Below are 21480 nucleotides of genomic sequence, written 5' to 3' on the forward strand. Positions count from 1 at the left end.
ACAATGATCGAGCTGGGCTCGGAAGTTCAGGAAGCAAGGACCTCGTCGAGAACGGTGGATGCTTTCTCTTCGTCGGTTTTTTCGGCCAAGGCCAACTCGCTGATCAGAATTTGTCGCGCCTTGGCCAACATCCGCTTTTCACCGGCGGACAGGCCGCGGTCCTGGTCGCGGCGCCACAGATCGCGCACCACCTCGGACACCTTGATCACATCGCCGCTGGCCAGCTTTTCGAGATTAGCCTTGTACCGACGGGACCAGTTGGTGGGCTCTTCGGTAAACGGTGCCCGCAGCACTTCAAAAACCTTGTCGAGGCCATCTTGGCCAATAACATCGCGAACGCCGACGAGATCAACGTTCTCGGCAGGAACTTCGATCGTCAGATCTCCCTGCGTGACGTTCAGCTTGAGGTACAGCTTTTCTTCACCCTTGATGATGCGGGTTTTCACCTCGGTGATCATCGCCGCGCCGTGGTGGGGATACACGACGGTCTCGCCAACCTCAAACAGCATGGATGTGATCCCTTCAGCGGACTAGAGTTTACCACAGCTAAGAGGTGCTACAGTACGCGCGCCCCCGCGAGGCACGTCGACGACAGTCGCGCCCCCAAACTCGCCGCTAAGCTAATAGCACAGGGAATTCTGCAGCGTCGGCCCACCGCCGAACGCTGCTTCAGTAGTGGAGGTTTTGTGAGAGCGCGCATCGCTGCATCCGTTGTATTGGCGGCTGGCATTCTGTTGGGCACGAGCGCGTGCGGGTTTTTCGCACCCCCGGCCACCTCGATCGCCTACAACGCGAGTGACGGTGTCAGCGGCGATGTGGGCGAGATTCACATTCGCAACGCTCTGCTGATCTCGACCGACGGGGAACTGGCCAATCTGGTCGTCTCCGTCGTGAACCCCACAGACGCCCTGCAGACTCTGCTCGTGCAGTACGAGTCGAGCACCGGAAAGGTGTCGCAGCAGGTGCCGGTTGAGGCCAACACGACCGTGACATTCGGCACAGAGGGCGCCCCCTCGGTGGTTCTGGACAACATGGACAGCCAGCCCGGCTCGCTGTTTCCGGTGTTCTTCCAGTACGGAGAAGAGACCGGTATTGAGCTTTTGCTGCCCGTCCTCTCCGGCGCCCAGAGCGAGTACTCGACCCTTCTACCCACGCCAGCACCGACCGTGACACCGATCCCCACGGAAGTACCGACCGTGACACCGACCCCCACGGCCACGCCTTCCGCGTAACCCGCGCAACACACGAAGCAGGCCGCCATCCCTCAGGGACGGCGGCCTGTTTCGTTTCTCCCTAGGCTTCGAACCGGTACCCGAGACCGCGCACGGTTACGAGCATGACCGGATCTGATGGGGCTGCCTCGATGCGTGAGCGGATGCGTTTGATGTGCACGTCGAGCGTTTTCGTGTCACCAAAGTAGTCGGTACCCCAGACGCGGTCGATGAGCTGGCCGCGGGTCAGCACGCGACCGGCGTTTCGCAGCAGGAACTCGAGCAATTCGAATTCTTTCAACGGCATGTTCACGAGCTCGCCGGAGACTGTCACGGCGTGCCGTTCCACGTCCATACTCACGGTGCCAGCCGTGAGCATGGTGTCCACGTCGGCTGCACTCTGATCCTCGTGCCGACGCAGCACCGCACGAATGCGGGCGACCAGTTCGCGGGTTGAATACGGCTTGGTGACGTAGTCATCAGCTCCGAGCTCAAGACCAACGACGATGTCAATCTCGGAATCTTTTGCGGTGAGCATGATGATGGGTACGGTCGACCGAGTTCGGATCTCTCGGCACACCTCGGTGCCGGGGATGCCGGGCAGCATCAGATCGAGCAGAATGAGGTCGGTGCCGTTCTGGTCGAACTCGCTGATCGCGCTCGGTCCGTCTTCGGCGACGACGACCTCATAGCCCTCGCGTTCAAGCAGAAAGCTCAACGGTTCGCTCAGTGCGCTCTCGTCTTCAACTAAGAGGATGCGTGTCATTGTGTGTCTCCTGCGGTCGCACGAGCGACCGTTCGCGGTTTGTTCGGGCGTGGTTCGATGATCGGTGCAGCCGCCTCCGGGAGGCGGATGGTGAAAGTGGATCCGCTGCCAGGCTGCGACCAGACGCGAATGTCGCCGCCGTGGTTTTGCACGACGTGCTTGACAATGGACAGGCCGAGGCCTGTCCCACCGGTATGCCGCGATCGAGCCTGGTCGACGCGGAAGAAGCGTTCGAACACCCGGTCGAGGTCGCTCTCGGCGATGCCGACTCCCTGGTCGGTAACGGTGATCTCGACGATGCCCTTCTGCAGGCGCACGCCGACGCCGACTCGCGACCCCTCGAGGGAATAGTTCACCGCGTTTGCGACGAGGTTATGCACGGCGACGGTGAGTAGAGCTTCGTCACCGAACACCCGGGCCCCGGACTTCTTGCCGATGACGATCGTGATGCGCTCGGCCTCGGCGACGACCCGACTTTGATCGACCGCTGCGGCGACGATGTCGTCGACACTGAGAATCTCCGGTTCCGCGAGGGCATCCTGCGCCTGCAACCGGGACAGCTCGATGATCTCCTGGGTGAGGCGGCCGAGCCTCGCCGACTCCGTCGTCAACCGGTTGGCAAAGCGGCGAACCTGCTCCGGTTCATCCGCTGCCTGGTTGAGAGCCTCGGCGAGCAGACCGACGGAGGCGATGGGGGTCTTCAGCTCGTGGCTGATATTGGCCACGAAGTCGCGGCGCACCTCGTCGAGGCGAAAGGCTTCGGTGCGGTCCTCAGCCAACATCAGCACATAGCGCGTGCCGAGTCGGGCCAGGCGCACCCGAAAGCGCATGCTTGCGTCGCCGAACGGGCCGCGGGACAGCACCAGGTCTTCGGAGATCGGCTCGCCGGTCTGCCGTACCTGACGGGCGAGTTCGAGCAGTTCGGGGTGCACCAGCTGCTGGTTCCAGACCAAGCCCAGAGTGAGAGCGCCCGGGCTGGTCTTGATGACGTTGTTCGACGGGTCGAGCACGACCCCAGCGGTCTCGAGGGCGTCGAGCACCTGATCGATACCGTCGGGCACAGCGGGGTTGACGACATCCGCGGCGCGGCGGCCGTGATGCTCGGCGACATGTATGAGCGACACGAAACCCGCGCCGACACCGAGTCCGAGCGCCAGCGACAGCAACACCAGCCACGTCGATTCCATCTCTACAGATTACTGACAGTATCCGTCCCCCGTTCGCAACGCACCTGCGCCGGACCCTGTACTTTAGTTAGTGTTCAAGTGGGCGGCACCTGCCGTTAACCTAAATTCGACACCATAAAGCGGTGGCCAAGGCTGGTCACACAGATCGTGCGTGTTCGCGCGGCCGAAAGGATCACCCTATGCGCGATGTATTCCAACAGGAACTCGCCGAAGTTCAACACCGACTCGTCGATATCGCCCGGCTCGTCGCGATTTCTATGGACAAAGCAACACGCGCCTTCAACGAGAGCGACGTGAGTCTGGCCGAAGAAGCCATCACCGAAGACGAGAAGATCGACGAACTCACCGTTGAACTCGATGAACTCGCCATAACCATTCTCGCGCGCCAACAGCCGGTCGCCCGCGACCTGCGCATCGTGGTCAGCGCCCTACGCATCAGCGCCTCTCTCGAGCGGATGGGCGACCTCGCCACCCACATCGCCCAGCTGGCCCGGTACCGGTTTCCCGACAAGGTCATCCCCAAGGGTCTGCGCGGCACCTTCGCCGAGATGGGCGCCCTTGACGTGGTCATCGCGAACATGCTCACCGAGTTGCTCACCAACCAAAACATGCAGCTCGCCGACAAGATTCGCCACGAAGACGACAAGGTCGACGCCCTGCACCTGAGCGTGTTCGACGCCGTGCTCGGCGAAACCTGGAAGGGACTCGCCGCCGACACGGTCGACGCGACCCTGGCCAGCCGTTACCACGAACGTTTTGCTGACCACGCAGTGTCCATCGCCAAAAAGGTGCAGTACCTCGGCACGGGCGCTTGGCACCAGGACGACCGCGACTGAATTCTTGATCAAGAAAGGCCCCGGAGCATCCGCTTCCGGGGCCTTTCTTTGTAGGTTCATTGCGGCCATGTTCGCATAACTCCTGCAATTTCTGCACCGACAGCGGGCCGACCGCGTCATCACGCGGGACGTGCTGCGGTGTCGAAGAATTTGCAGGAGTTATGAGAATGAACCGGTGCACACCGGGCCTGTCGCGTGGGCGCGCAGGCTACTTCGTGTTGCCCTGGGCGGCCACGGCGGCCGCGCCGGCCGCAGCAGCTTCGGGGTCGAGGTACTCCCCCGGTGCGAGCGGCATGAGGTCTTCGCCGAGCCGGTAGACGAGCGGAATTCCGGTGGGGATGTTCAGCTCGGCGATGTCGGCGTCGCTGATGCCGTCGAGGTGCTTGACCAGGGCGCGCAGGGAATTGCCGTGCGCGGTGACCAGTACGGTTTTACCCGCGCGCAGGTCGGGCGCGATGTCGGACTGCCAGTAGGGCAGCATCCGCTCGACGACGTCCTTGAGGCACTCGGTGCGGGGCAGGTCGGAGCCGAGGCCCGCGTAGCGGACGTCGTGCGCCTGCGAGAACTCGCTCGAGTCGTCGAGTACGGGCGGTGGGGTGTCGTAGGAGCGGCGCCAGAGCATGAACTGCTCCTGGCCGAATTTTGCCTGGGTCGCGGCCTTGTCAAGGCCCTGCAGCCCGCCATAGTGGCGTTCATTGAGGCGCCAGGAACGCCTTACCGGGATCCAGGAGCGGCCGGCCTCGTCGAGCGCGAGATTCGCGGTCTGGATGGCGCGGGAGAGCAGGCTGGTGTGCAGCACGTCGGGCAGCAGGCCGGCATCCCGCAGCAGCGCGCCGGCGCGCGCGGCTTCACTGGCGCCCTGCTCGCTCAGGGGAACATCCACCCAGCCGGTGAACAGGTTCTGCTGGTTCCAGGTGCTTTGGCCGTGGCGGAGGAGGACGAGTGTGTATGGGGCAGGCATGTGCCAACTCTATCGAGCGGCGGGGTGGCCTCAGTGACCGGGCGTGCGGATGCCCAGGCGAGGCAGACGGGGGATGTCAGCGACGGACCCAGCCGACTGCGGCACGATAATCTCCTGGCTGGCCGAGATGGAGATCCCCTCGGAGGCGACGTACAGCGTCGACGCAGCCGGAATGGTGCGCTTGATCACCGCGAGCGCGATCGGCCCGAGCTCGTAGTGGATTCCGCTCGAGGTGATGACGCCGACGGTGACCCGCTCGGCTTCCTGCTCGGGCCTGACGCGGTCGGCCTGGACCGGGTCGCCCGGGGCAGGCAGCACGCCCTCTGATCCGTCGAGGTGCAGCATGACCAGCCGGCGCGGCGGGTGGCCGAGGTTGTGCACCTTCGCGACGGTTTCCTGCCCGCGATAGCAGCCCTTGCTCAGGTGCACGGCGGTGCGCAGCCAGTCCAGTTCGTGCGGGATACTCTTCTCATCGACCTCGCGGGCCCGGCGCGGCCGCCAGGCGGCGATACGCAGCGCTTCGAGGGCGAGGAGTCCTGCGGGTTTCACGGACGAGGTAGCTGCGGCGCCGGTGGGCGTGACGGTCACGGTTCCGGCGGCCAGGGCATCGCGCAGGGCCGGCAGGCTGGCCCGGGCCACGAGGGTTTCCGAGTAGGTCCAGTGGGTTCCGGGGTGCTCAGGGGTCTCGGCGTACTGGTAGCCGCCGCGGGCGACTTGCGCCCACGGGTCCAGCCAGGTCAGCGGCACGTCGTTCGGGGCTGCGGGAGCGATGCCGACGGTGGAAGGAGCATCCGTCATGGCGCCGATTGTGGCGTAAGCGAGAGTGTGGTCGACGACCTGCACGCGCAGCATGAACTTCATGCGGTCGAGGAATTTCTGTAGGCCGGGCAGCTCGGCAGCCTCGATCAGAAGCCAGGTCTCGACGCCGTCGTCGAGCACGCGGATGGCGTATTCGAGACGTCCGGTGGGGTCCAGCAGCAACATCTCGGTGGATTCGCCCGGTGCAAGGCTTTTCAGTTCCTGGCTGGCGATGGAATTGAGCCAGGTGAGGCGGTCGGGGCCAGCGACGGAGAGCACGCCGCGGTGGGACAGGTCGACGATGGAGCTGCCGGCAGCGAGCGTGCGCTGCTCGATCATAGGGTTGCCGTAGTGCGCGGCAACACCGGCGTCGATTCCTTCGGCTTGCACCGCGCCGGGCAGGCCGAGCAGCGGGGAGGAGGTCGGGGCCGGGTCAGTCATGTCGCTCAATTCTGCCGGCCCGGGTTGTGGGCGGCCATCGTGCTTCGATGCGTGGGTCATCACTATCAACAGTACGACCACGCGATTTATTCGGTGGAGGGCGGGCGCACGAACTTCACCGCGCGACCGGGCCCACCTTATGGCCCTGGGCCCAGTTTATAAACTGGGCCCAGGGCCCGGGCCCGGGCCCCGTCCAAGAGGATGGGGTGGGGGCGGTGGGTGCGGTGGGGGGCTATTGCACTCGGGCCAGGCGGCCGGAGGCGTGGGTGCGCAGATCCTGACCGAGGGCGGCGATATCCCAGGCCCAGAGCAGGTGGTTGTCGACCAGGCCGTAGAGGCGGGTGGCAGCAGCGTAGGGCTTGGCGCCCGCGGTGCGCAGCACGGCATCCGTTGCGAGATCGATGCGCGGACCCTTGACTTGGCCGAGGTAGAGCTCGGCCACACCGCCGGGATGCACGAGGGTGACCTCAATGTCGAAGCCGCCATCACTGTTGCGCAGCGTTTCGACGGCGGCAGCCGAGGTGAACGGACGCTCGCCCGTTCCGGGCAACATGCCGGGGCCGGGGTCGCCGTCACCCTGGTGACGGCTGAGCCGCCAGTATCCGGTTTCGGTGACCAACGGTGTTTTCTCGTCGGACATCATCTCGGGTGGTAGCGCTTGAGGCAGTGCGGGGGCCACGCCGTCGGCATCGGTTTCGGCAGGAGCGGACGGACCAGCGGATGCAGCGGCATCCGTTTCGCGGGAAGCGACCTCGGGCTCAAGCCAGGTATAGGAGCTGTAGTTCAGGTGTGGCAGGCCGTCATGGCTGAAGCTGATGCGGTGGCCGAAAGTACGACTGACCGACTCTTCGCCGATCTTGTATTCGAGTACGCCAGAGCCTTCCCACACTCCGATCAACCAGGAGAGCGGAACGAGTTCGGACGGCAAACCGACCGGCAGGTCACGCATGCGTGGTTACCGCTGCCCCCGGAACAGCTTGAACACGACCATGCCCGATACCCAGGCGATCGACAAGCTGGCCAATCCGAGCAGGCCCAGGAAGAAAAGTTCAAGCGCTAACAGATCCATGCTAGTGAGTCTAGTGCGAGCGGTCAGATCGAGACGACGATCGTAGCCGCCACCAGAATAACGATGGCTCCGGTGATGCTCATGGTGACCCGTTTGACGTAGCCCTCTTTGGTTCGGGTGGCGATCTGCAGGCCCAGCGTAACGAGGGTGCAGACAGCCAATGTGAGGCCGATCCAGCTGATCTCCGACCCGTCGGTGGCGAGAATCGCGGTAAGAATTGCGCCCGCAATTGCCAGTACCCACACGGTCGCGATCGTTTTCCAGTGCCAGCTCACGTGTCTATTCTGCCTGACCGCCCGCGTTTCATGGCACGCTAGTATAAATTTCGAGATACTTGGAGGGCGCGAGTGGCGCAGTTGTTGATCCTGACCTCGGTGGCCAACAATGACGTGCTCCCCGCCCTGGCGTTGCTGTCACACAGCGCGAAACTGATTCCCGCCCAGGCGGATCAACTGATCAATGCGCCCGATTCAGATCTCATTCTGGTCGACGCCCGCAGCAACCTGGCCGCGGCCAAGTCGCTGTGCCAGATTCTGCGGACCATGGGCAGCTCCACTCCCCTGCTGCTGGTAGTCACCGAAGGCGGCCTCGCCGCTGTCAGCCCCGATTGGGGCGTCGACGACGTCATTCTCGACACGGCCGGTCCCGCCGAAGTGGATGCCCGCATTCGCCTGACCGCAGGGCGCCTCGCCCACACGGTGCCGTCGAACACGATTCGTGCCGCCGGAGTGGTCATCGACGAAGCAAGCTATTCAGCGAAGGTGCACGGCAAGCCGCTCGACCTCACCTACAAGGAGTTCGAGTTGCTGCGGTTTCTGGCGGCGCATCCGTCGCGCGTTTTCACCCGTGAACAGCTGCTGAGCGAGGTGTGGGGCTACGACTATTTCGGGGGAACCCGCACGGTTGACGTGCACGTGCGGCGCCTGCGCGCCAAGCTCGGCGACCAGGAGTCGCTCATTGGCACGGTGCGCAACGTCGGCTACCGTTTCACTGTGCACGAAGAAAACGATGAGCGGGTTCCCAATTCTGTCCGCGCTTAGTACAGCGGATGCCGCTGGGCTGGCTACCTTTCACCAGGTCGCCGATTCCGCGCTGGCCTTCGACGGCTACGCGCCGTTCAACGAGCAGGCGCTGTATGACCTGCAGGCGGGCCGGCGTACCGCCTATCTGGTGCGAATGAACGAAATCGTCGTCGGGGCGTCGCTGGGAGGGTCGGGCGAGATTGACCTCGTGATCAGCCCGACCTATCGGCGGCGCGGGTACGGGCGCACGGCGGCGCACGAACTCGCGCAAACCGAGCCGGATGGCGTGACCGCCTGGTCGCACGGCGATCATCCAGCAGCCCGGGCGCTCGCGAGTGAGCTTCACTTCGTCGCTGCGCGCACGTTGCTGGAGTTGCGGAAGCCCCTGCTTGACGAGGCGACGGCATCCGCGCCGTGCACTGATGAAGATATTTCGGCGTTCCGGGTGGGAATTGATGAGCCGGAGTGGGTGGCGCTGAACGCGCTCGTATTTGCAGCACACCCGGAACAGGGCGCTATCACCGAGGCTGACCTGGCGGCGCGGCAGGCGGAGTCGTGGTTCAACGCCGATGACTTTCTGATTTTACGCAACGCCGACGGCCGCATGATCGGCTACAACTGGCTTAAGGTCGATGGGACGATCGGTGAGATCTATGTGGTGGGGGTGCATCCGGATGCCGCTGGCCGCGGCCTGGGACGAGTGCTCATGCAGGCCGGTCTGCACCGCCTGGCCGACGCTGGCTGCACGACCGCCTCGCTCTATGTCGAGGCCGACAGCTTCGGACCGGTGCACCTGTATCGGACGCTGGGTTTCGTCGACCACACGGTCGACGTGCAGTACCGCCGCCTCACCGACTGAAGGCACCTCACGGGTCGCCATGCAGGTCACGGCCGGAAGAAAACCAAAGTCGGGGAGCGAGTCTGCGCGCGCGTCGCACGCGACACGCCGAAAAGTCAACGGCTGCCGGATTATTTCGCCAGACGTTCACCCCGTTCGTCGCGGTGGCACGACCAAGGGTGTCAGGATGGTCAGATGGACGGCGAAATCACCCAAGCAGACTCGGGACTCACAGACTTCGATGACGACTTTGACCCACTCATCGAAAAACTTGACCCGGCGCTGCCCGACGACCGCTACCTCGACCGCGAACTGAGCTGGCTCGCCTTCAACCAGCGCGTTCTCGAACTGGCCGAAGACGAGAGTCTGCCCGTGCTGGAGCGCACCAACTTTCTGGCCATCTTCGCCAGTAACCTCGACGAATTCTTCATGGTGCGTGTCGCCGGTCTGAAACGTCGTATCCTCACCGGGCTCGCGGTACCGACCAACGTGGGTCGAGCTGCCCAGGACGTGCTCAGCGACATCTCGGCGGCCGCCCACGCCCTGCAGAATCGCCACGCCCTCGCCTTCCAGAAACTCGTGCGCCCCGCCCTCGCCAACGCCGGGGTCGACGTCGTGGCCTGGAACAGCCTGGATGACGCCGATCGCCGATCACTGCGCACCTACTTCTCGAACCAGATCTTTCCGGTGCTGATGCCCCTCGCGGTCGACCCGGCGCATCCGTTTCCCTATATCTCCGGCCTGTCACTGAATCTGGCTGTGCGGGTGCGCAACTCCAAGACCGGCAAGCAGGAGTTCGCCCGGCTCAAGGTACCGCCGATGTTGCCGCGGTTTGTGCGGGTGGATCGCACCGAGTCGGTCGACTGCATTCGCTATATCGCGCTGGAGGACCTGATCGCCAACCAGCTCGGCGACCTGTTCCCGGGCATGGAAATTCTGGAACACCACGTCTTTCGGGTCACCCGCAACGAAGACGTCGAAATCGACGAAGACGAAACCGAGAACCTGATCAAAGCGCTCGAGAAAGAGCTGCTGCGCCGCCGGTTTGGCCCGCCCATTCGGCTGGAGGTCACCGAGGACATGGACGACGTCACCCTCGGGCTGCTCGTGCGTGAACTCGACGTGACCGAGCAGGAGGTCTATCACCTGCCAGCGCCTCTCGACCTCGGCGGCCTGTTCGACCTGCGCATCGACCGCCCGGACCTGCACTTCGTCAAGCACGTGCCCACAACGGCCGCTCAGCTGCTGCCGAGCGAGCCGAACGCCGAGCAGGACATCTTCGCAGCGGTCGCCAACCGCGACGTGCTGCTGCACCATCCCTATGAGTCGTTCGCGACGAGCGTGCAGGCTTTTCTCGAGCAGGCCGCCGCCGACCCGAACGTGCTCGCCATCAAACAGACGCTGTACCGCACCTCGGGCGACAGCCCCATCGTCGAGGCACTCATCGCCGCCGCCGACAGCGGCAAGCAGGTGCTCGCCCTGGTCGAGATCAAGGCCCGATTTGACGAACAGGCGAACATCACCTGGGCCCGCAAACTCGAGAAGGCCGGCGTGCACGTGGTCTACGGCCTGGTGGGCTTGAAAACACACTGCAAGCTCGCCCTCGTGGTGCGCTACGAGAAGGGCGTGCTGCGGCACTACAGCCACGTCGGCACAGGAAACTACAACCCCAAAACCAGCCGTATCTACGAAGACCTCGGACTGCTCACAGCCGATGCCCAGGTTGGCAAAGACCTCACCCGCCTGTTCAACGAGTTGTCGGGTTATGCCATCGAGAAGAAGTTCAAGCGGCTGCTGGTCGCTCCGTTGCACCTGCGGAAGGCCTTGCTCAAACACATCGCGATCGAGACCCAGAATGCGCTCGACGGTAAGACGAGTGGCATCCGGATCAAGGTCAACTCCATGGTCGACGAGGCCATCATCGACGCGCTGTATCGGGCCAGCCAGGCCGGCGTACAGGTAGACGTCTGGGTGCGCGGCATCTGCAGCCTGCGACCCGGCGTCGCGGGCATGAGCGAGAACATTCGAGTGCGGTCCATTCTGGGCCGGTACTTGGAACATTCGCGCATCTTCTCCTTTCACAGCCTCGGCGGCACCCAGGTGTACATCGGCAGCGCCGACATGATGCACCGCAACCTCGATCGCCGGGTCGAGGCGCTCGTGCGGCTGGTCGATCCTGAGCACCTGGTCGAGATCGACGAACTGTTCGAGCGAGCGATGGATCCGCGCACGTCAAGCTGGTGGCTCGACGAAACCGGCCAGTGGACCCGCCACGACGTCGACGAAAAGGGCGGGCACCTGAGCGACATGCAGAACAAGCTGATGCGGCAAATCAGTGCGCGCAAGCGGCCGACCGGACGTCGCTAGTGGCCGTCAAGGCTAACGACCCCGCCGTTTACGCCGCCGGCGCCGTCTGCTGGCGACTGGTCGAGGGTCGCATGCAGGTGCTGCTGATCCACCGCACGGTACACGGCGACGTGACCATTCCCAAGGGCAAGGTGGACCCGGGCGAAACGCTGCCCCGCACCGCGGTGCGCGAAGTAGAGGAAGAGACCGGGCTGGCCGTGGCCCTCGGTGTGCCGCTCGGCGTGTCGCACTACGACATGCCAGACGGCCGCACCAAGATCGTGCACTACTGGGCCGCCGAGATTACGCCCGATGCCATCGCGCACTCCACCTTTGTGCCGAACGGTGAGGTCGCCGCCATTGAATGGGTCACCATCAAGAAGGCGCGTACCTATCTGAGCTACCCGGCCGACGTCACCATTCTCGAGGCGTTCTCCGCTTTGGTCGACGCTGGGGTGACCCGTACGTTCGCACTGATCGCGCTGCGGCACGGCAAGGCGGCGCCGCGCACCGGCGCCCTGCCCGACGCGCGTCGTCCGCTGACCGCTCGCGGCGTGAAGCAGGCGGCGAGCCTGGTCGACACGATCACGGCGTGGCGCCCGCTGCGCATAATCTCGAGCACGGCAACGCGATGTGTCACGACCGTGGCGCCGCTGGCTGCCGCCACGGGTATCCCGATCAAGCAGACCGACCTCATCAGCCAGGACGCACTCGAAAGCGGCGAAGCGGATATTCGCGGCGTCGTCGGCAAGCGCGTGCGGGCCCGCAAGACGGCCGTGCTCTGCAGCCACGGGCCCGTACTGCCGGAGATTTTGCGCGAGGTCGCGCTCGCGACGGGAAGCCAGACGTCGTCGGCACTGCCGGAGGCAGCGAACCTGGACACCGGTGGATTCACGATCGTGCACTTGTCGTCGGAGAATCCGGCGGCCGGCATCCTCGCGATAGAAACATACCCCGCGACGGCCTAGTCCGGTCAGCTGGCGCGTGACGCGAGCCGGTGCGGAAGCCGCGAGCATCGTCTGATCACGCGCGAGACCCCACTGATGAGGGCCGTAGATGCTTCAAGCGTTATCTCTCGTTTACCTTCTGTTTACCAATAGGTCGGGCGATGGTTACTTCAAATCCCTAACGTCGTTTACGGGCCAGCACCGGCTTGTATAAGCACACACAGTCTTGTCAAAACCCTGAAAGGGAATACACGTGAACTTCAAGCGTTTCGGCCGCCCCGCGGTCATCGCCATTGCCGCAGGTCTTGCTCTCTCGTCCTGTGCAGCAAACGAAGGAGCCACCCCGGCGTCCGACGAAGCATCCGCCAGTACCCTCACCGGCACCCTCAACGGCGCCGGCGCCAGCTCGATGGATGCCGCCCAGCAGGCCTGGATCGCCGGTTTCCAGACCGCCAACACCGGCGTCACGATCAACTATGAGCCCTCCGGCTCCGGCGGCGGCCGCGAAGCCTTCATCGCCGGCGGCACCGACTTCGCCGGCAGCGACTCCTACATGAGCACCGACGAGCTCGCCGGCGTGTTTAACTCCTGCGCTCCCAACAGCAAGGCTGTCGACCTGCCGGTCTATATCTCCCCGATCGCAGTGATCTTCAACGTCGATGGCGTTGACGAACTCAACATGGATGCTGACACGCTCGCCAAGATCTTCTCCGGTGCGATCACCGCATGGGACGACGCGGCCATCGTTGCGCTGAACCCCGACGCAACGCTTCCCTCCGATATCATTCACGCCGTGCACCGCTCCGATGACTCGGGTACCACCAAGAACTTCACCGACTATCTCGGCCAGACCGCACCGACCGTGTGGACCGAAAAGGCCTCGGACACCTTCCCGTTCCCCGGCGAAGGCGCGAAGGGCACCTCGGGCGTCGTTGACGCTGTCACCAACGGCACGAACATGATCGGCTACGCCGATGCCTCGCAGGCCGGCACGCTCAGCACCGCCAAGCTCATGGTCGGCAGCGAGTTCGTGGCTTACACCCCCGAGGCCGCGGCCGAGGTTGTCGCCGGATCGCCCCTCGTGCCCGACCGCGCAGCCGATGACCTGGCGCTCGACCTGAACCGCAAGACCACCAATCCGGCGGAATACCCGCTGGTGCTGGTGAGCTACGCGATCGTCTGCAACGAATATGCGGACGCAGCACAGGGCGAGCTCGTCAAGGCTTACATCGAATACATCGCCAGCGCTGACGGACAGGCTGTTGCTGAAAAATCCGCCGGTGTCGCACCACTGACGGACAAGCTCGAAGCCGACGTCGCTGCGGTTCTCGCGACCGTCAAGTAACAACTCCACACACCTGCCCGGTCTGTTCTCGCACACCTGCGAGGGCGGATCGGGCAGACTGGGGTGTACGGCCAGTTGCGTCCAGCCGCATGGCACCCCCGTTTTACATACTTTCACCAGCTCGACGCTTTTAGGAGACCGGCATGACCACCGCTGCCGCCACGACCATCAAGGCCAGGCAACGCCCCGGCGACCGCATCTTCTCGTCGGCCACCGTGATTTCCGGAAGCCTGATCCTCGCCATGCTCGCCGCCGTGGCCATCTTTCTTCTCGTCGAGAGCCTGCCCGCGTTCGTCGCAGGGCCAGACGACTTCAGCGGAGACGTCACCAATTTCTGGTCGTACGTGGGTCCGCTCGTCTTCGGCACGATCTACTCGGCCGTTCTGGCACTGCTTATGGCCGTTCCGGTCGCCCTCGGAATCGCCCTGTTCATCTCACACTTCGCACCGCGCAAGCTCGCGCAGGGCCTCGGCTACCTGATCGATCTGCTCGCCGCCGTTCCCTCGGTGGTCTTCGGCCTTTGGGGCATCGGCGTGCTGGCGCCACTCGTGCAGCCGTTCTACACCACCATCGTGGACTGGTTCGGTTGGTTCACCCCCCTAGCCGGCCCGGCTTCGGGCACCGGCCGCACCATCTTCACCGTGTCGATCGTGCTCGCCGTGATGATTCTGCCGATCATCACCGCCATCTGTCGCGAGATCTTTCTGCAGACCCCGCTATTGCATGAGGAAGCGGCCCTGGCCCTCGGCGCCACCCGCTGGGAAATGATTCGAATGGCCGTGCTGCCGTTCGGCCTGCCCGGCATCATCTCGGCGTCGATGCTCGGTCTCGGCCGTGCCCTTGGCGAGACCATGGCCGTGGCCATGGTGCTCTCCCCCAGCCCGGAAGTGATCTTCCAGCTGCTCACCGCGCAGAACTCCAACACCATCGCCGCGAATATCGCGCTGAACTTTCCGGAGGCGCACGGCGTCGGTGTGAACATTCTGCTCGCGACCGGCCTCGTTCTGTTCATCGTGACACTGCTCGTGAACATGCTGGCCCGGGTCATCATCAACAGCCGTAAGGCATTTTCGGGAGCCAACTGATGTCATCCGTTCTGGAAGCTTCACCGCTGACGAACTCGCTCACCGCCGGCAAGCTGCCCCGGCGCGCGTCGCTGTGGGTTTTGCTCGCCAGCTGGGCCGTGTCGGCCGCCTTCTTCGCGATGCTTTACCTGTCGGCAGCGGTGGACGGCTTCAACATTGTGGGCACATTCGTGTTCGGTACCGTGCTGTACTGCGTGGCCATCTATGTGCTCTCCCGCCTGGTCGAGGGCTCGCGCAAGGCCAAAGACCGGTTGATGACCGCGCTGGTGACCGCAGCGTTCGTCATTGCCCTGTTGCCGCTCATCTCGATCATCTACACGACCACCGTGAACGGGCTACCCGCGTTTCTCACGCCGACGTTCTTCACCTCTTCGCAGCGCAACGTGGTGGGCGCAGGCGGCGGCGTGCTGCACGCCGTCATCGGCACGCTTTTGGTGACCGGCATGGCCACGCTCATCTCGGTGCCGATCGGGCTCCTGGCCGCGATCTATCTCGTGGAATATGGTCGCGGACGCCTATCCAGGGCCATTACCTTCTTCGTGGATGTGATGACCGGTATCCCCTCGATCGTTGCAGGGCTGTTCGCCTTCGCCCTGTTCGCGCTTTTGTTCGACGATCCCGGTATTCGCTTCGGTTTCGGTGGAGCCATCGCGCTGTCGGTGCTGATGATTCCCGTGGTGGTGCGCTCGAGCGAAGAGATGCTCAAGCTCGTGCCGAACGAACTGCGTGAAGCCGCTTTTGCACTCGGCGTGCCGAAGTGGCTGACCATTCTCAAGGTCGTGCTGCCAACATCCATCGCCGGAATTGTGACCGGAGTCATGCTGTCGATCGCCCGTGTGATCGGTGAGACGGCGCCGCTGTTGATCATTGCCGGGTTCACGTCGAGCATGAATTACGACCTGTTCAGCGAGCGCATGATGACCCTGCCGGTGTTCGTGTACACCCAGTACGCCAACCAGGGCGCCGACTCGCAGGCCTTCATCGACCGGGCCTGGGCCGCGGCGCTCACCTTGATTCTGATCGTGATGCTGCTCAACGGCCTCGCCCGCCTGATCGCCTACTGGTTCTCGCCCAAACTGGGCCGCTAATTTTTCATTCAGTATAGAAAGGGACTTATGTCCAAGCGCATCGAAGTCAACGACCTCAACGTGTACTACACCAATTTTCTAGCCGTCGAGGGCGTCTCGATCGTCATCGAGCCGCGCACGGTGACCGCGTTCATCGGGCCGAGCGGTTGCGGTAAGAGCACATTCATTCGCACGCTCAACCGCATGCACGAAGTCATCCCCGGCGCCCGCGTCGAGGGTGAGGTGCTCATCGACGGCAACAACCTCTACGGACCGGGCGTTGACCCCGTGCTCGTGCGTCGCCAGGTGGGCATGGTCTTTCAGCGACCCAACCCGTTTCCGACCATGTCGATCCAGGACAATGTGCTGGCCGGCGTGAAGCTCAACAACCGTCGCATGTCGAAATCGGATGCCGACGACCTCACCGAAAAGGCCCTCCGCGGCGCCAACCTGTGGAACGAGGTGAAGGATCGCCTGGGGCGCCCCGGATCGGGGCTGTCGGGTGGGCAGCAGCAGCGACTGTGCATCGCCCGCGCCATTGCCGTCGAGCCCGACGTGATTCTGATGGACGAGCCGTGTTCGGCGCTCGACCCGATCTCGACGCTGGCCATCGAGGACCTCATCGAAGAGATGAAGCAGGAGTACACGATCGTGATCGTGACGCACAACATGCAGCAGGCTTCGCGGGTGTCTGACCGTACGGCGTTCTTCAACATCGCGGGCACCGGCAAGCCGGGCAAGCTCATCGAGTACGACGACACCACGACGATCTTCTCCAACCCGACCGTGCAGGCGACCGAGGACTACGTGTCTGGACGGTTCGGGTAACCCTCCCTCAGCCGCCGAACAGGGCGGCGCCGAAGGTAGGGCGGCCGGCGAGCAGCGTGGCAGCCACGGGCATCCGTTCAAAAACGGCATCGGAGACCTGTAGCGGGTCACCGTCGAGAACGGCAAGGTCGGCGATGTCGCCAACGCGCAGGTGGGTGCGGCCGCGAGCTGACGCGGCCAGTGCCTGGCTACGGGTAATGACCTGGTCGGGGCGCCAGACTTCTCGGCCGTCACTACGAGCCCGGGACGACGCTGCGCTCATGGCGGTGAAGGGGTCGAGGGGGGCGACAGGGGCGTCGGATCCGAAGGCGAGGGTGGCGCCGGCGTCGAGCAGCGAGCGCAGGGCGAAGACGCGGTCGGCTCCGGCGGCCCAGTTGGATTCGATGGTGTCGCGGTCGTCGAGGGCTTGCTCCGGCTGCACGCTTGCCGTGACACCCAGACGGGCAAAGCGGACGAAATCCTGGGCCTGCAAGAACTGGGCGTGTTCGATGCGGCCTGCGGTGCCGCCGGGGTTGTCACGGCCGATGGTGCCAGCGCGCTCGAAGGCGTTGAGGGCGACGGTGTTGGCCGCGTCGCCGATAGCGTGCACCGCGGGCAGCAGCCCGGCTTCCCGCGCCTTCAACAGAATCTCGGTGAGCTCGTCTTCGCCCACGACGAGCACCCCGTGCCCACCGACCGGGTATTCGTTGACGCAGAAGGCCGTGCGGGTGTTCAGCGACCCGTCGATGAGCAGCTTGAGCGGCCCTACGCTGAGCAGGCCGCGGGTGTCTGCGATGAGGTCGCCGGTGTGCATCCGCTCGTCGACGGCGCGGTCAAGGTCGGCGACGTAGACGCCGGCATCGATGCGAAGGGCATCGAATCCGCTGCTGATGCGGCGCTGCCACGGGTCGCGGTTCCAGGTCATTTCAAAGTCGACGACACCGACGACACCGCGGGCGGCGGCCCGGCTCCCGGCCTGGGCGGTCAGAACGTCGACTTCGGCATCGGGTAGCTGGCCAAGTGCCAGGGTGAGGTCGAACGCGGCCTGCTCCCTCAGCAAGCCGGACTCGTCGACGTACACGTCAAAGCGCACAGCGGCCGCGCTGTTGAGCCAGACGCAGTGCAGGTCATGGCTGATCAAAGCGGTCGGATGCCCCTCTGTCGCCTCATCGAGGCCGCGCAGGGTCGGCCAGTCAGCCCAGGTCGCGTCGCGAAATCTCACTCCGATCAACGGGGTCGACTGCGCGGCCGTGGTGATCTGCGCGCGCACGAGCCCGAGGGCCTCATGGGCCGAAGAGGCCGCGGAGAGGTCGAACCGGGCTCCGGCGAGCGCCCACTGGGTCATGTGCACGTGTTCATCCCACAGGCCGGGAATGACGGTGCGGCCCTCGAGGTCGATGGTGGGGGCATCCGTTTTGGTGTGTGCAGGCGCGATCTGCGTGATGACTCCGTCTGAGATATGCACGTCGCAGGGCGTGCTGTTGCCGGGCTGCGTGACGGAGCGCAGAACGAGATCGGGCATGGATCGTCTTTCACTCAAGGGGCAATGTGTCCCCTTGCCACAGTACAGGCGGGTGAGCGGTGGATCCGTTGACCAGTTTCGACTCCTTCGGCGAAACTTTCACTTTGCTCGCGTACGCGTAGCGAGCCAGACCAGCGAGGCAACGGCCCGCGAGAGTACCGCACGAGACTTTCAATGAGAATTCGTCAGCAACCCGTAGATATCTACGGTAGAAATCGCTACGGTATGAGGCGTTCAAGGCACACATTCACCTCGATCCGTGCCGGACCGACCGTTCTGACAGGAAATCTCTCATGCTCAAGAAGCTTTTTGCAATCACCGCCCTCGCCACGCTGGCCGTCTTCGCTGTGCCAGCCGCAGCATCCGCTGTAACGTACGTTCCGAACGGCAGTTCGAGCCTGGAGGTGACCGGCGCCGTTGTCCCTCCGGACGAGGGGTATGTCGGCTCCGAAGAGGCATACGTGGGCTACGTCGGGCTTGCCTCCACGGGCTATGACGCCTCCGTGCTGGCGATTTCGGGCGGAACCGCCGCGCTGCTGCTCGGGCTGACCTTCGTCACCACGACCGCGGTGCGACGCAAGCGCGCCGAAGGCGCGGCGCGCGCATAAAGCGGGTGCCAGCCGCCCTCGTGGCACCGTCTAGGGACGAGCGCACTCCAAGGAACCGGTGCCCTCGTCCCTCAACGGTGCCGCGAGCGCTCAACACCTGCCCGGTGGGAAAACGGCGGGTGTCGACCCGGAATGATACTGCCAGCAGCCCCGAAAACCACCCGGCGCTGGACCCGACACTAGGCGCTCGGCGGAGCGATCTTGAGGGACTGCAGTTTCTCCTGGAGCACTGCACCGATGCTTTCGCTGTAGGTCGCGGTGAGATGACTGGAGTCGGCGTACACGGCTGATTTGTCAACAAAAGCGGGGCATAGAGCCTCAATGCAGAACCAGGACTGGGTGTTGATGAACGTCGTGCCAGCCATGGTCGCGGCGCTCGCTTCGGCACGAAGAAGAACCTTCCAGTCGTCTTGAATCGAACGGATGCAATTGCCCGGCTGAGACAAGGGGGTGTAACACGACTGCAGATTTTCTGCACCGGGAGGGGTCATAAGGCTGACTTTCGACGCGCGTGCGGGCAGCGCGGCAAGCGCGGCCGCGTAGGCAGCGGTCCATTCGGATTCCGCGGCCGGCCCTTCAGCCTGAGACGCCAGTCGTTTGATGGAGAGAAAGGAATCGGAGAGGATGATCAGGTCAGGGTCCAGTTGCCGCACCTTCTGCTGCGCCCAGTCGGTGAATGATCCACACTCGTCAAACACTGTGTCCCGGGCACGCGGGTCGAGGACATCCGTTCGCGCGATTGGGCAACTCTCCTTGGTGAGTGCCTGTATCGAGTAGCCGAGGGGTTCGAGCGCCGAAATCACGGCCGGAAGCCAGCTGGTGGCGATGGAATCGCCCAGCACAACGGCGGTGCGTGTTGGAACAGCTGCACCGTAGGAGCACAGATCGAGATTGCGATCGGTGACGTTCAGACAGCCATTTTCGGTCCATTGCGGAACACGCTGATCGGCTAAATTGACGATGGGCGGGTTGAACTCCGGCCACGTTGAAGCCAATAGCGCCGATGAAAGCTGCGCCTGTACGGCGTCGGCCTGCGGCGCTAGGGAGGCAGCCGTCGAATCTTTGGGAGCCGCCGGCACGTAGCCAGCTGCGGGGTTGGGTGACAGCGACGGGAGGATTGCGAGGAAGACGACACCGAAGGCCACGAGCGTGGCGCCGGCAAGCCCGTTGCGTTTTAGTGCGGGGCCGTGCTGTCGCCGCCAGGTGGACCACTCAAAACGGCGGCGCTGGCGGGACGTCTTGCCGCCGAGCCACGGTGATTTATGCAGGGGCCGCTCGACCAGGTTGTAGGCGAGCACCGAAAGCACCGCGATGCCCACGAGAACGAGGACGTAGTACCGAAGCGAAGACGGCGAAATCAGCGTGCCGGCCAGAATGATGACCGGGAAGTGCCAGAGGTACAGGGAATAGGAAATGTTGCCGAGGTAGACGCTGACCCGGTTAGTCAGCGGATAGAGGAAACGCTGTTCACCCCCGATGCCGGCTGCGATAACGAGGGCTGCGGCGACGACCGGGAGCACAGCCCACGGCGCAGGGAAAGGCAGGGTTTCATTGATGACGAAGATCGAGAAGACGATCCCGAGCAATCCCACCCACGCGAGAATCGGACGCGCTCGCGCCGGAATCTGTGACCACCACGGCGACGTTATGGCGATGAGCGCGCCCACACCGAGTTCCCAAGCACGTGTGAAGGTGGAGAAATAGGCCAGGGTCGGGTGGGCTTGCGTGTCGAACATGGCCCACCCGAACGACACGACGATGATGAGTGCCATGACGACGCCGGTGACAAGACGTCGACGATTAACCCCCACCTTGGCGGCGACGATCAACACGGCGAGCATCAGCCCCGGCCAGACAAAGTAGAACTGTTCCTCGACGGAGAGGGACCAGTAGTGCTGCAGGGGTGAAATCGGGCCGTCCGCCAGAAAATAGTCCGTGCCGGCGGCCGCGAAGTGCCAGTTCGCCGTGAAGAAGAATGCCCAGATCGCATCCCAGAACGTCTGGTCAAACCGGCCCCTGTTGAACAAGAGCAATGCCGCGCCAAGGGTGACCAGCAAAACGAGCGTCGCTGCCGGGATGATGCGCTTGATGCGGCGTTGATAGAAGACGGTGAAAGAGATGTGATTTGTTCGCTCATGCTCGCGCAGCAGTAGGCCGGTGATGAGGAAGCCGCTGATTACGAAAAAGACATCGACACCCACGAAACCGCCGGACGGCCACGCCCAGATATGGTCGAAGATGACGGCCACGACGGCGAGCGCACGAAGTCCTTGAATATCGGAACGGATGCCGCTCGGTTTATTCTCCTGCGCCCGTGGGATCTGAGCAGTGGGCGACATTGTTCTCCCTGCGATTGGGGGTCAGTGTGCATTCAGCGCCGGATGCTCAGGTGCTGCAGGATGGCGGCCAAGGCCTCAAAAAGACCGTGATGAGTCGAGGGTAGTAGATCATGAGGATTGCGCGCCATTCGTTTCGGCTTGTCGATGGCGTGGCACCCCGGAAGAGAACGTGCTGGGCTGGGGTGCGCGAAGAGGCGGGCCTCGCGTGCTGTGTGCACGTGGGGCCCGCCTGGTTCCTGCGAGGGAGTTCTGGGGTGGTTAGTGGGGGTGGTTAGCCTTTTTTGA

The 21480-nt window shown here is 63.9% G+C and carries 20 protein-coding genes; 11 read left to right on the forward strand and 9 right to left on the reverse strand.

Features of this window, described 5'->3' with window-relative positions; all coding sequences use genetic code 11:
* Positions 1–26: 26 nt before the first annotated feature.
* The gene (locus E3T27_RS00860) at positions 27–509 is read right to left on the reverse strand and encodes a CarD family transcriptional regulator (RefSeq protein WP_104192043.1); all 483 of its coding nucleotides are present in this window, start codon (positions 507–509) and stop codon (positions 27–29) included.
* A gap of 177 nt (positions 510–686) precedes the next feature.
* Here E3T27_RS00860 and E3T27_RS00865 point away from each other — a divergent pair, with 177 nt between their 5' ends.
* Complete coding sequence (locus E3T27_RS00865) at positions 687–1232, forward strand: hypothetical protein (RefSeq protein WP_134571274.1); 546 nt, start codon at positions 687–689, stop codon at positions 1230–1232.
* A 61-nt stretch (positions 1233–1293) separates the two neighbouring features.
* Here E3T27_RS00865 and E3T27_RS00870 read toward each other — a convergent pair whose 3' ends face one another.
* Positions 1294–1977: a response regulator transcription factor gene (locus E3T27_RS00870; RefSeq protein ID WP_104196452.1), complete on the reverse strand. Its 684-nt coding sequence runs from the start codon at positions 1975–1977 to the stop codon at positions 1294–1296.
* Positions 1974–3164, reverse strand: a complete 1191-nt coding sequence (locus E3T27_RS00875) for a sensor histidine kinase (protein ID WP_104196451.1) — start codon at positions 3162–3164, stop codon at positions 1974–1976. The genes E3T27_RS00870 and E3T27_RS00875 overlap by 4 nt, the downstream gene beginning before the upstream one ends.
* 179 nt (positions 3165–3343) lie before the next feature.
* On the opposite strand from E3T27_RS00875, the gene phoU reads away from it, so the two are divergent.
* A complete protein-coding gene (phoU, locus tag E3T27_RS00880; protein WP_104196450.1) occupies positions 3344–4000 on the forward strand; it encodes a phosphate signaling complex protein PhoU in 657 nt (218 codons plus the stop codon).
* 208 nt (positions 4001–4208) lie between these two features.
* Here phoU and E3T27_RS00885 read toward each other — a convergent pair whose 3' ends face one another.
* The 4 genes from E3T27_RS00885 to E3T27_RS00900 all read right to left on the reverse strand — a co-directional run bounded on the left by E3T27_RS00885 (position 4209) and on the right by E3T27_RS00900 (position 7544).
* Positions 4209–4961 carry a phosphoglyceromutase gene (locus E3T27_RS00885; protein ID WP_134571275.1) on the reverse strand — a complete coding sequence of 251 codons (753 nt, stop codon included), beginning with the start codon at positions 4959–4961 and terminating at the stop codon, positions 4209–4211.
* 30 nt (positions 4962–4991) lie between these two features.
* On the reverse strand, positions 4992–6209 hold the full coding sequence (ygfZ, locus tag E3T27_RS00890) for a CAF17-like 4Fe-4S cluster assembly/insertion protein YgfZ (protein WP_478213402.1): 1218 nt from the start codon (positions 6207–6209) through the stop codon (positions 4992–4994).
* 223 nt (positions 6210–6432) lie between these two features.
* The gene (locus E3T27_RS00895; RefSeq protein ID WP_134571277.1) at positions 6433–7149 is read right to left on the reverse strand and encodes a heme-binding beta-barrel domain-containing protein; all 717 of its coding nucleotides are present in this window, start codon (positions 7147–7149) and stop codon (positions 6433–6435) included.
* 143 nt (positions 7150–7292) lie between these two features.
* Positions 7293–7544 carry a hypothetical protein gene (locus E3T27_RS00900; protein WP_104196447.1) on the reverse strand — a complete coding sequence of 84 codons (252 nt, stop codon included), beginning with the start codon at positions 7542–7544 and terminating at the stop codon, positions 7293–7295.
* 72 nt (positions 7545–7616) lie between these two features.
* On the opposite strand from E3T27_RS00900, the gene E3T27_RS00905 reads away from it, so the two are divergent.
* The 8 genes from E3T27_RS00905 (at position 7617) to pstB (ending at position 16747) form a co-directional block, all read left to right on the forward strand.
* Complete coding sequence (locus tag E3T27_RS00905; protein ID WP_104196446.1) at positions 7617–8309, forward strand: response regulator transcription factor; 693 nt, start codon at positions 7617–7619, stop codon at positions 8307–8309.
* Positions 8278–9150, forward strand: coding sequence for a mycothiol synthase (mshD, locus tag E3T27_RS00910; protein WP_134571278.1), 873 nt, complete (start codon positions 8278–8280; stop codon positions 9148–9150). The genes E3T27_RS00905 and mshD overlap by 32 nt, the downstream gene beginning before the upstream one ends.
* A 174-nt stretch (positions 9151–9324) precedes the next feature.
* The gene (locus E3T27_RS00915) at positions 9325–11496 is read left to right on the forward strand and encodes an RNA degradosome polyphosphate kinase (protein ID WP_134571279.1); all 2172 of its coding nucleotides are present in this window, start codon (positions 9325–9327) and stop codon (positions 11494–11496) included.
* On the forward strand, positions 11496–12443 hold the full coding sequence (locus tag E3T27_RS00920) for an NUDIX hydrolase (RefSeq protein ID WP_277612378.1): 948 nt from the start codon (positions 11496–11498) through the stop codon (positions 12441–12443). The genes E3T27_RS00915 and E3T27_RS00920 overlap by 1 nt, the downstream gene beginning before the upstream one ends.
* Positions 12444–12675: 232 nt before the next feature.
* Entirely contained in the window at positions 12676–13767 is a 1092-nt protein-coding gene (gene pstS / locus E3T27_RS00925) for a phosphate ABC transporter substrate-binding protein PstS (protein ID WP_104196443.1), read from the forward strand.
* Between the two features lie 143 nt (positions 13768–13910).
* Positions 13911–14852, forward strand: coding sequence for a phosphate ABC transporter permease subunit PstC (gene pstC, locus E3T27_RS00930; protein ID WP_104196442.1), 942 nt, complete (start codon positions 13911–13913; stop codon positions 14850–14852).
* On the forward strand, positions 14852–15940 hold the full coding sequence (gene pstA / locus E3T27_RS00935) for a phosphate ABC transporter permease PstA (protein ID WP_104196441.1): 1089 nt from the start codon (positions 14852–14854) through the stop codon (positions 15938–15940). Before pstC ends, pstA begins: the two co-directional genes overlap by 1 nt.
* A 27-nt stretch (positions 15941–15967) precedes the next feature.
* Positions 15968–16747 (forward strand): phosphate ABC transporter ATP-binding protein PstB, encoded by a 780-nt coding sequence (gene pstB, locus E3T27_RS00940; protein ID WP_104196440.1) that lies wholly within the window; start codon positions 15968–15970, stop codon positions 16745–16747.
* 7 nt (positions 16748–16754) lie between these two features.
* On the opposite strand, the gene E3T27_RS00945 is transcribed toward pstB, so the two are convergent.
* A complete protein-coding gene (locus tag E3T27_RS00945) occupies positions 16755–18248 on the reverse strand; it encodes an amidohydrolase (RefSeq protein ID WP_134571280.1) in 1494 nt (497 codons plus the stop codon).
* Between the two features lie 293 nt (positions 18249–18541).
* Between E3T27_RS00945 and E3T27_RS00950 the strand changes: the two genes are divergently transcribed.
* Positions 18542–18856 (forward strand): hypothetical protein, encoded by a 315-nt coding sequence (locus E3T27_RS00950; protein WP_134571281.1) that lies wholly within the window; start codon positions 18542–18544, stop codon positions 18854–18856.
* Positions 18857–19035: 179 nt separating this feature from the next.
* Here E3T27_RS00950 and E3T27_RS00955 read toward each other — a convergent pair whose 3' ends face one another.
* Entirely contained in the window at positions 19036–21195 is a 2160-nt protein-coding gene (locus E3T27_RS00955; protein ID WP_134571282.1) for an acyltransferase family protein, read from the reverse strand.
* Positions 21196–21480: the final 285 nt, after the last annotated feature.

It is taken from the genome of Cryobacterium lyxosi (assembly GCF_004403345.1).
GTDB classification, from domain to species: Bacteria; Actinomycetota; Actinomycetes; order Actinomycetales; family Microbacteriaceae; genus Cryobacterium; species Cryobacterium lyxosi.

Excerpts from the sequence above, each read along its gene's own strand:
- E3T27_RS00955 (WP_134571282.1), bottom strand. The coding sequence starts at position 21,195 with ATGTCGCCCACTGCTCAGATCCCACGGGCGCAGGAGAATAAACCGAGC.
- phoU (WP_104196450.1), top strand. The coding sequence starts at position 3,344 with ATGCGCGATGTATTCCAACAGGAACTCGCCGAAGTTCAACACCGACTC.
- E3T27_RS00885 (WP_134571275.1), bottom strand. The coding sequence starts at position 4,961 with ATGCCTGCCCCATACACACTCGTCCTCCTCCGCCACGGCCAAAGCACC.
- E3T27_RS00950 (WP_134571281.1), top strand. The coding sequence starts at position 18,542 with ATGCTCAAGAAGCTTTTTGCAATCACCGCCCTCGCCACGCTGGCCGTC.
- E3T27_RS00870 (WP_104196452.1), bottom strand. The coding sequence starts at position 1,977 with ATGACACGCATCCTCTTAGTTGAAGACGAGAGCGCACTGAGCGAACCG.
- E3T27_RS00915 (WP_134571279.1), top strand. The coding sequence starts at position 9,325 with ATGGACGGCGAAATCACCCAAGCAGACTCGGGACTCACAGACTTCGAT.
- E3T27_RS00875 (WP_104196451.1), bottom strand. The coding sequence starts at position 3,164 with ATGGAATCGACGTGGCTGGTGTTGCTGTCGCTGGCGCTCGGACTCGGT.
- E3T27_RS00860 (WP_104192043.1), bottom strand. The coding sequence starts at position 509 with ATGCTGTTTGAGGTTGGCGAGACCGTCGTGTATCCCCACCACGGCGCG.
- pstB (WP_104196440.1), top strand. The coding sequence starts at position 15,968 with ATGTCCAAGCGCATCGAAGTCAACGACCTCAACGTGTACTACACCAAT.
- pstC (WP_104196442.1), top strand. The coding sequence starts at position 13,911 with ATGACCACCGCTGCCGCCACGACCATCAAGGCCAGGCAACGCCCCGGC.
- E3T27_RS00895 (WP_134571277.1), bottom strand. The coding sequence starts at position 7,149 with ATGCGTGACCTGCCGGTCGGTTTGCCGTCCGAACTCGTTCCGCTCTCC.
- E3T27_RS00945 (WP_134571280.1), bottom strand. The coding sequence starts at position 18,248 with ATGCCCGATCTCGTTCTGCGCTCCGTCACGCAGCCCGGCAACAGCACG.
- mshD (WP_134571278.1), top strand. The coding sequence starts at position 8,278 with ATGAGCGGGTTCCCAATTCTGTCCGCGCTTAGTACAGCGGATGCCGCT.
- pstA (WP_104196441.1), top strand. The coding sequence starts at position 14,852 with ATGTCATCCGTTCTGGAAGCTTCACCGCTGACGAACTCGCTCACCGCC.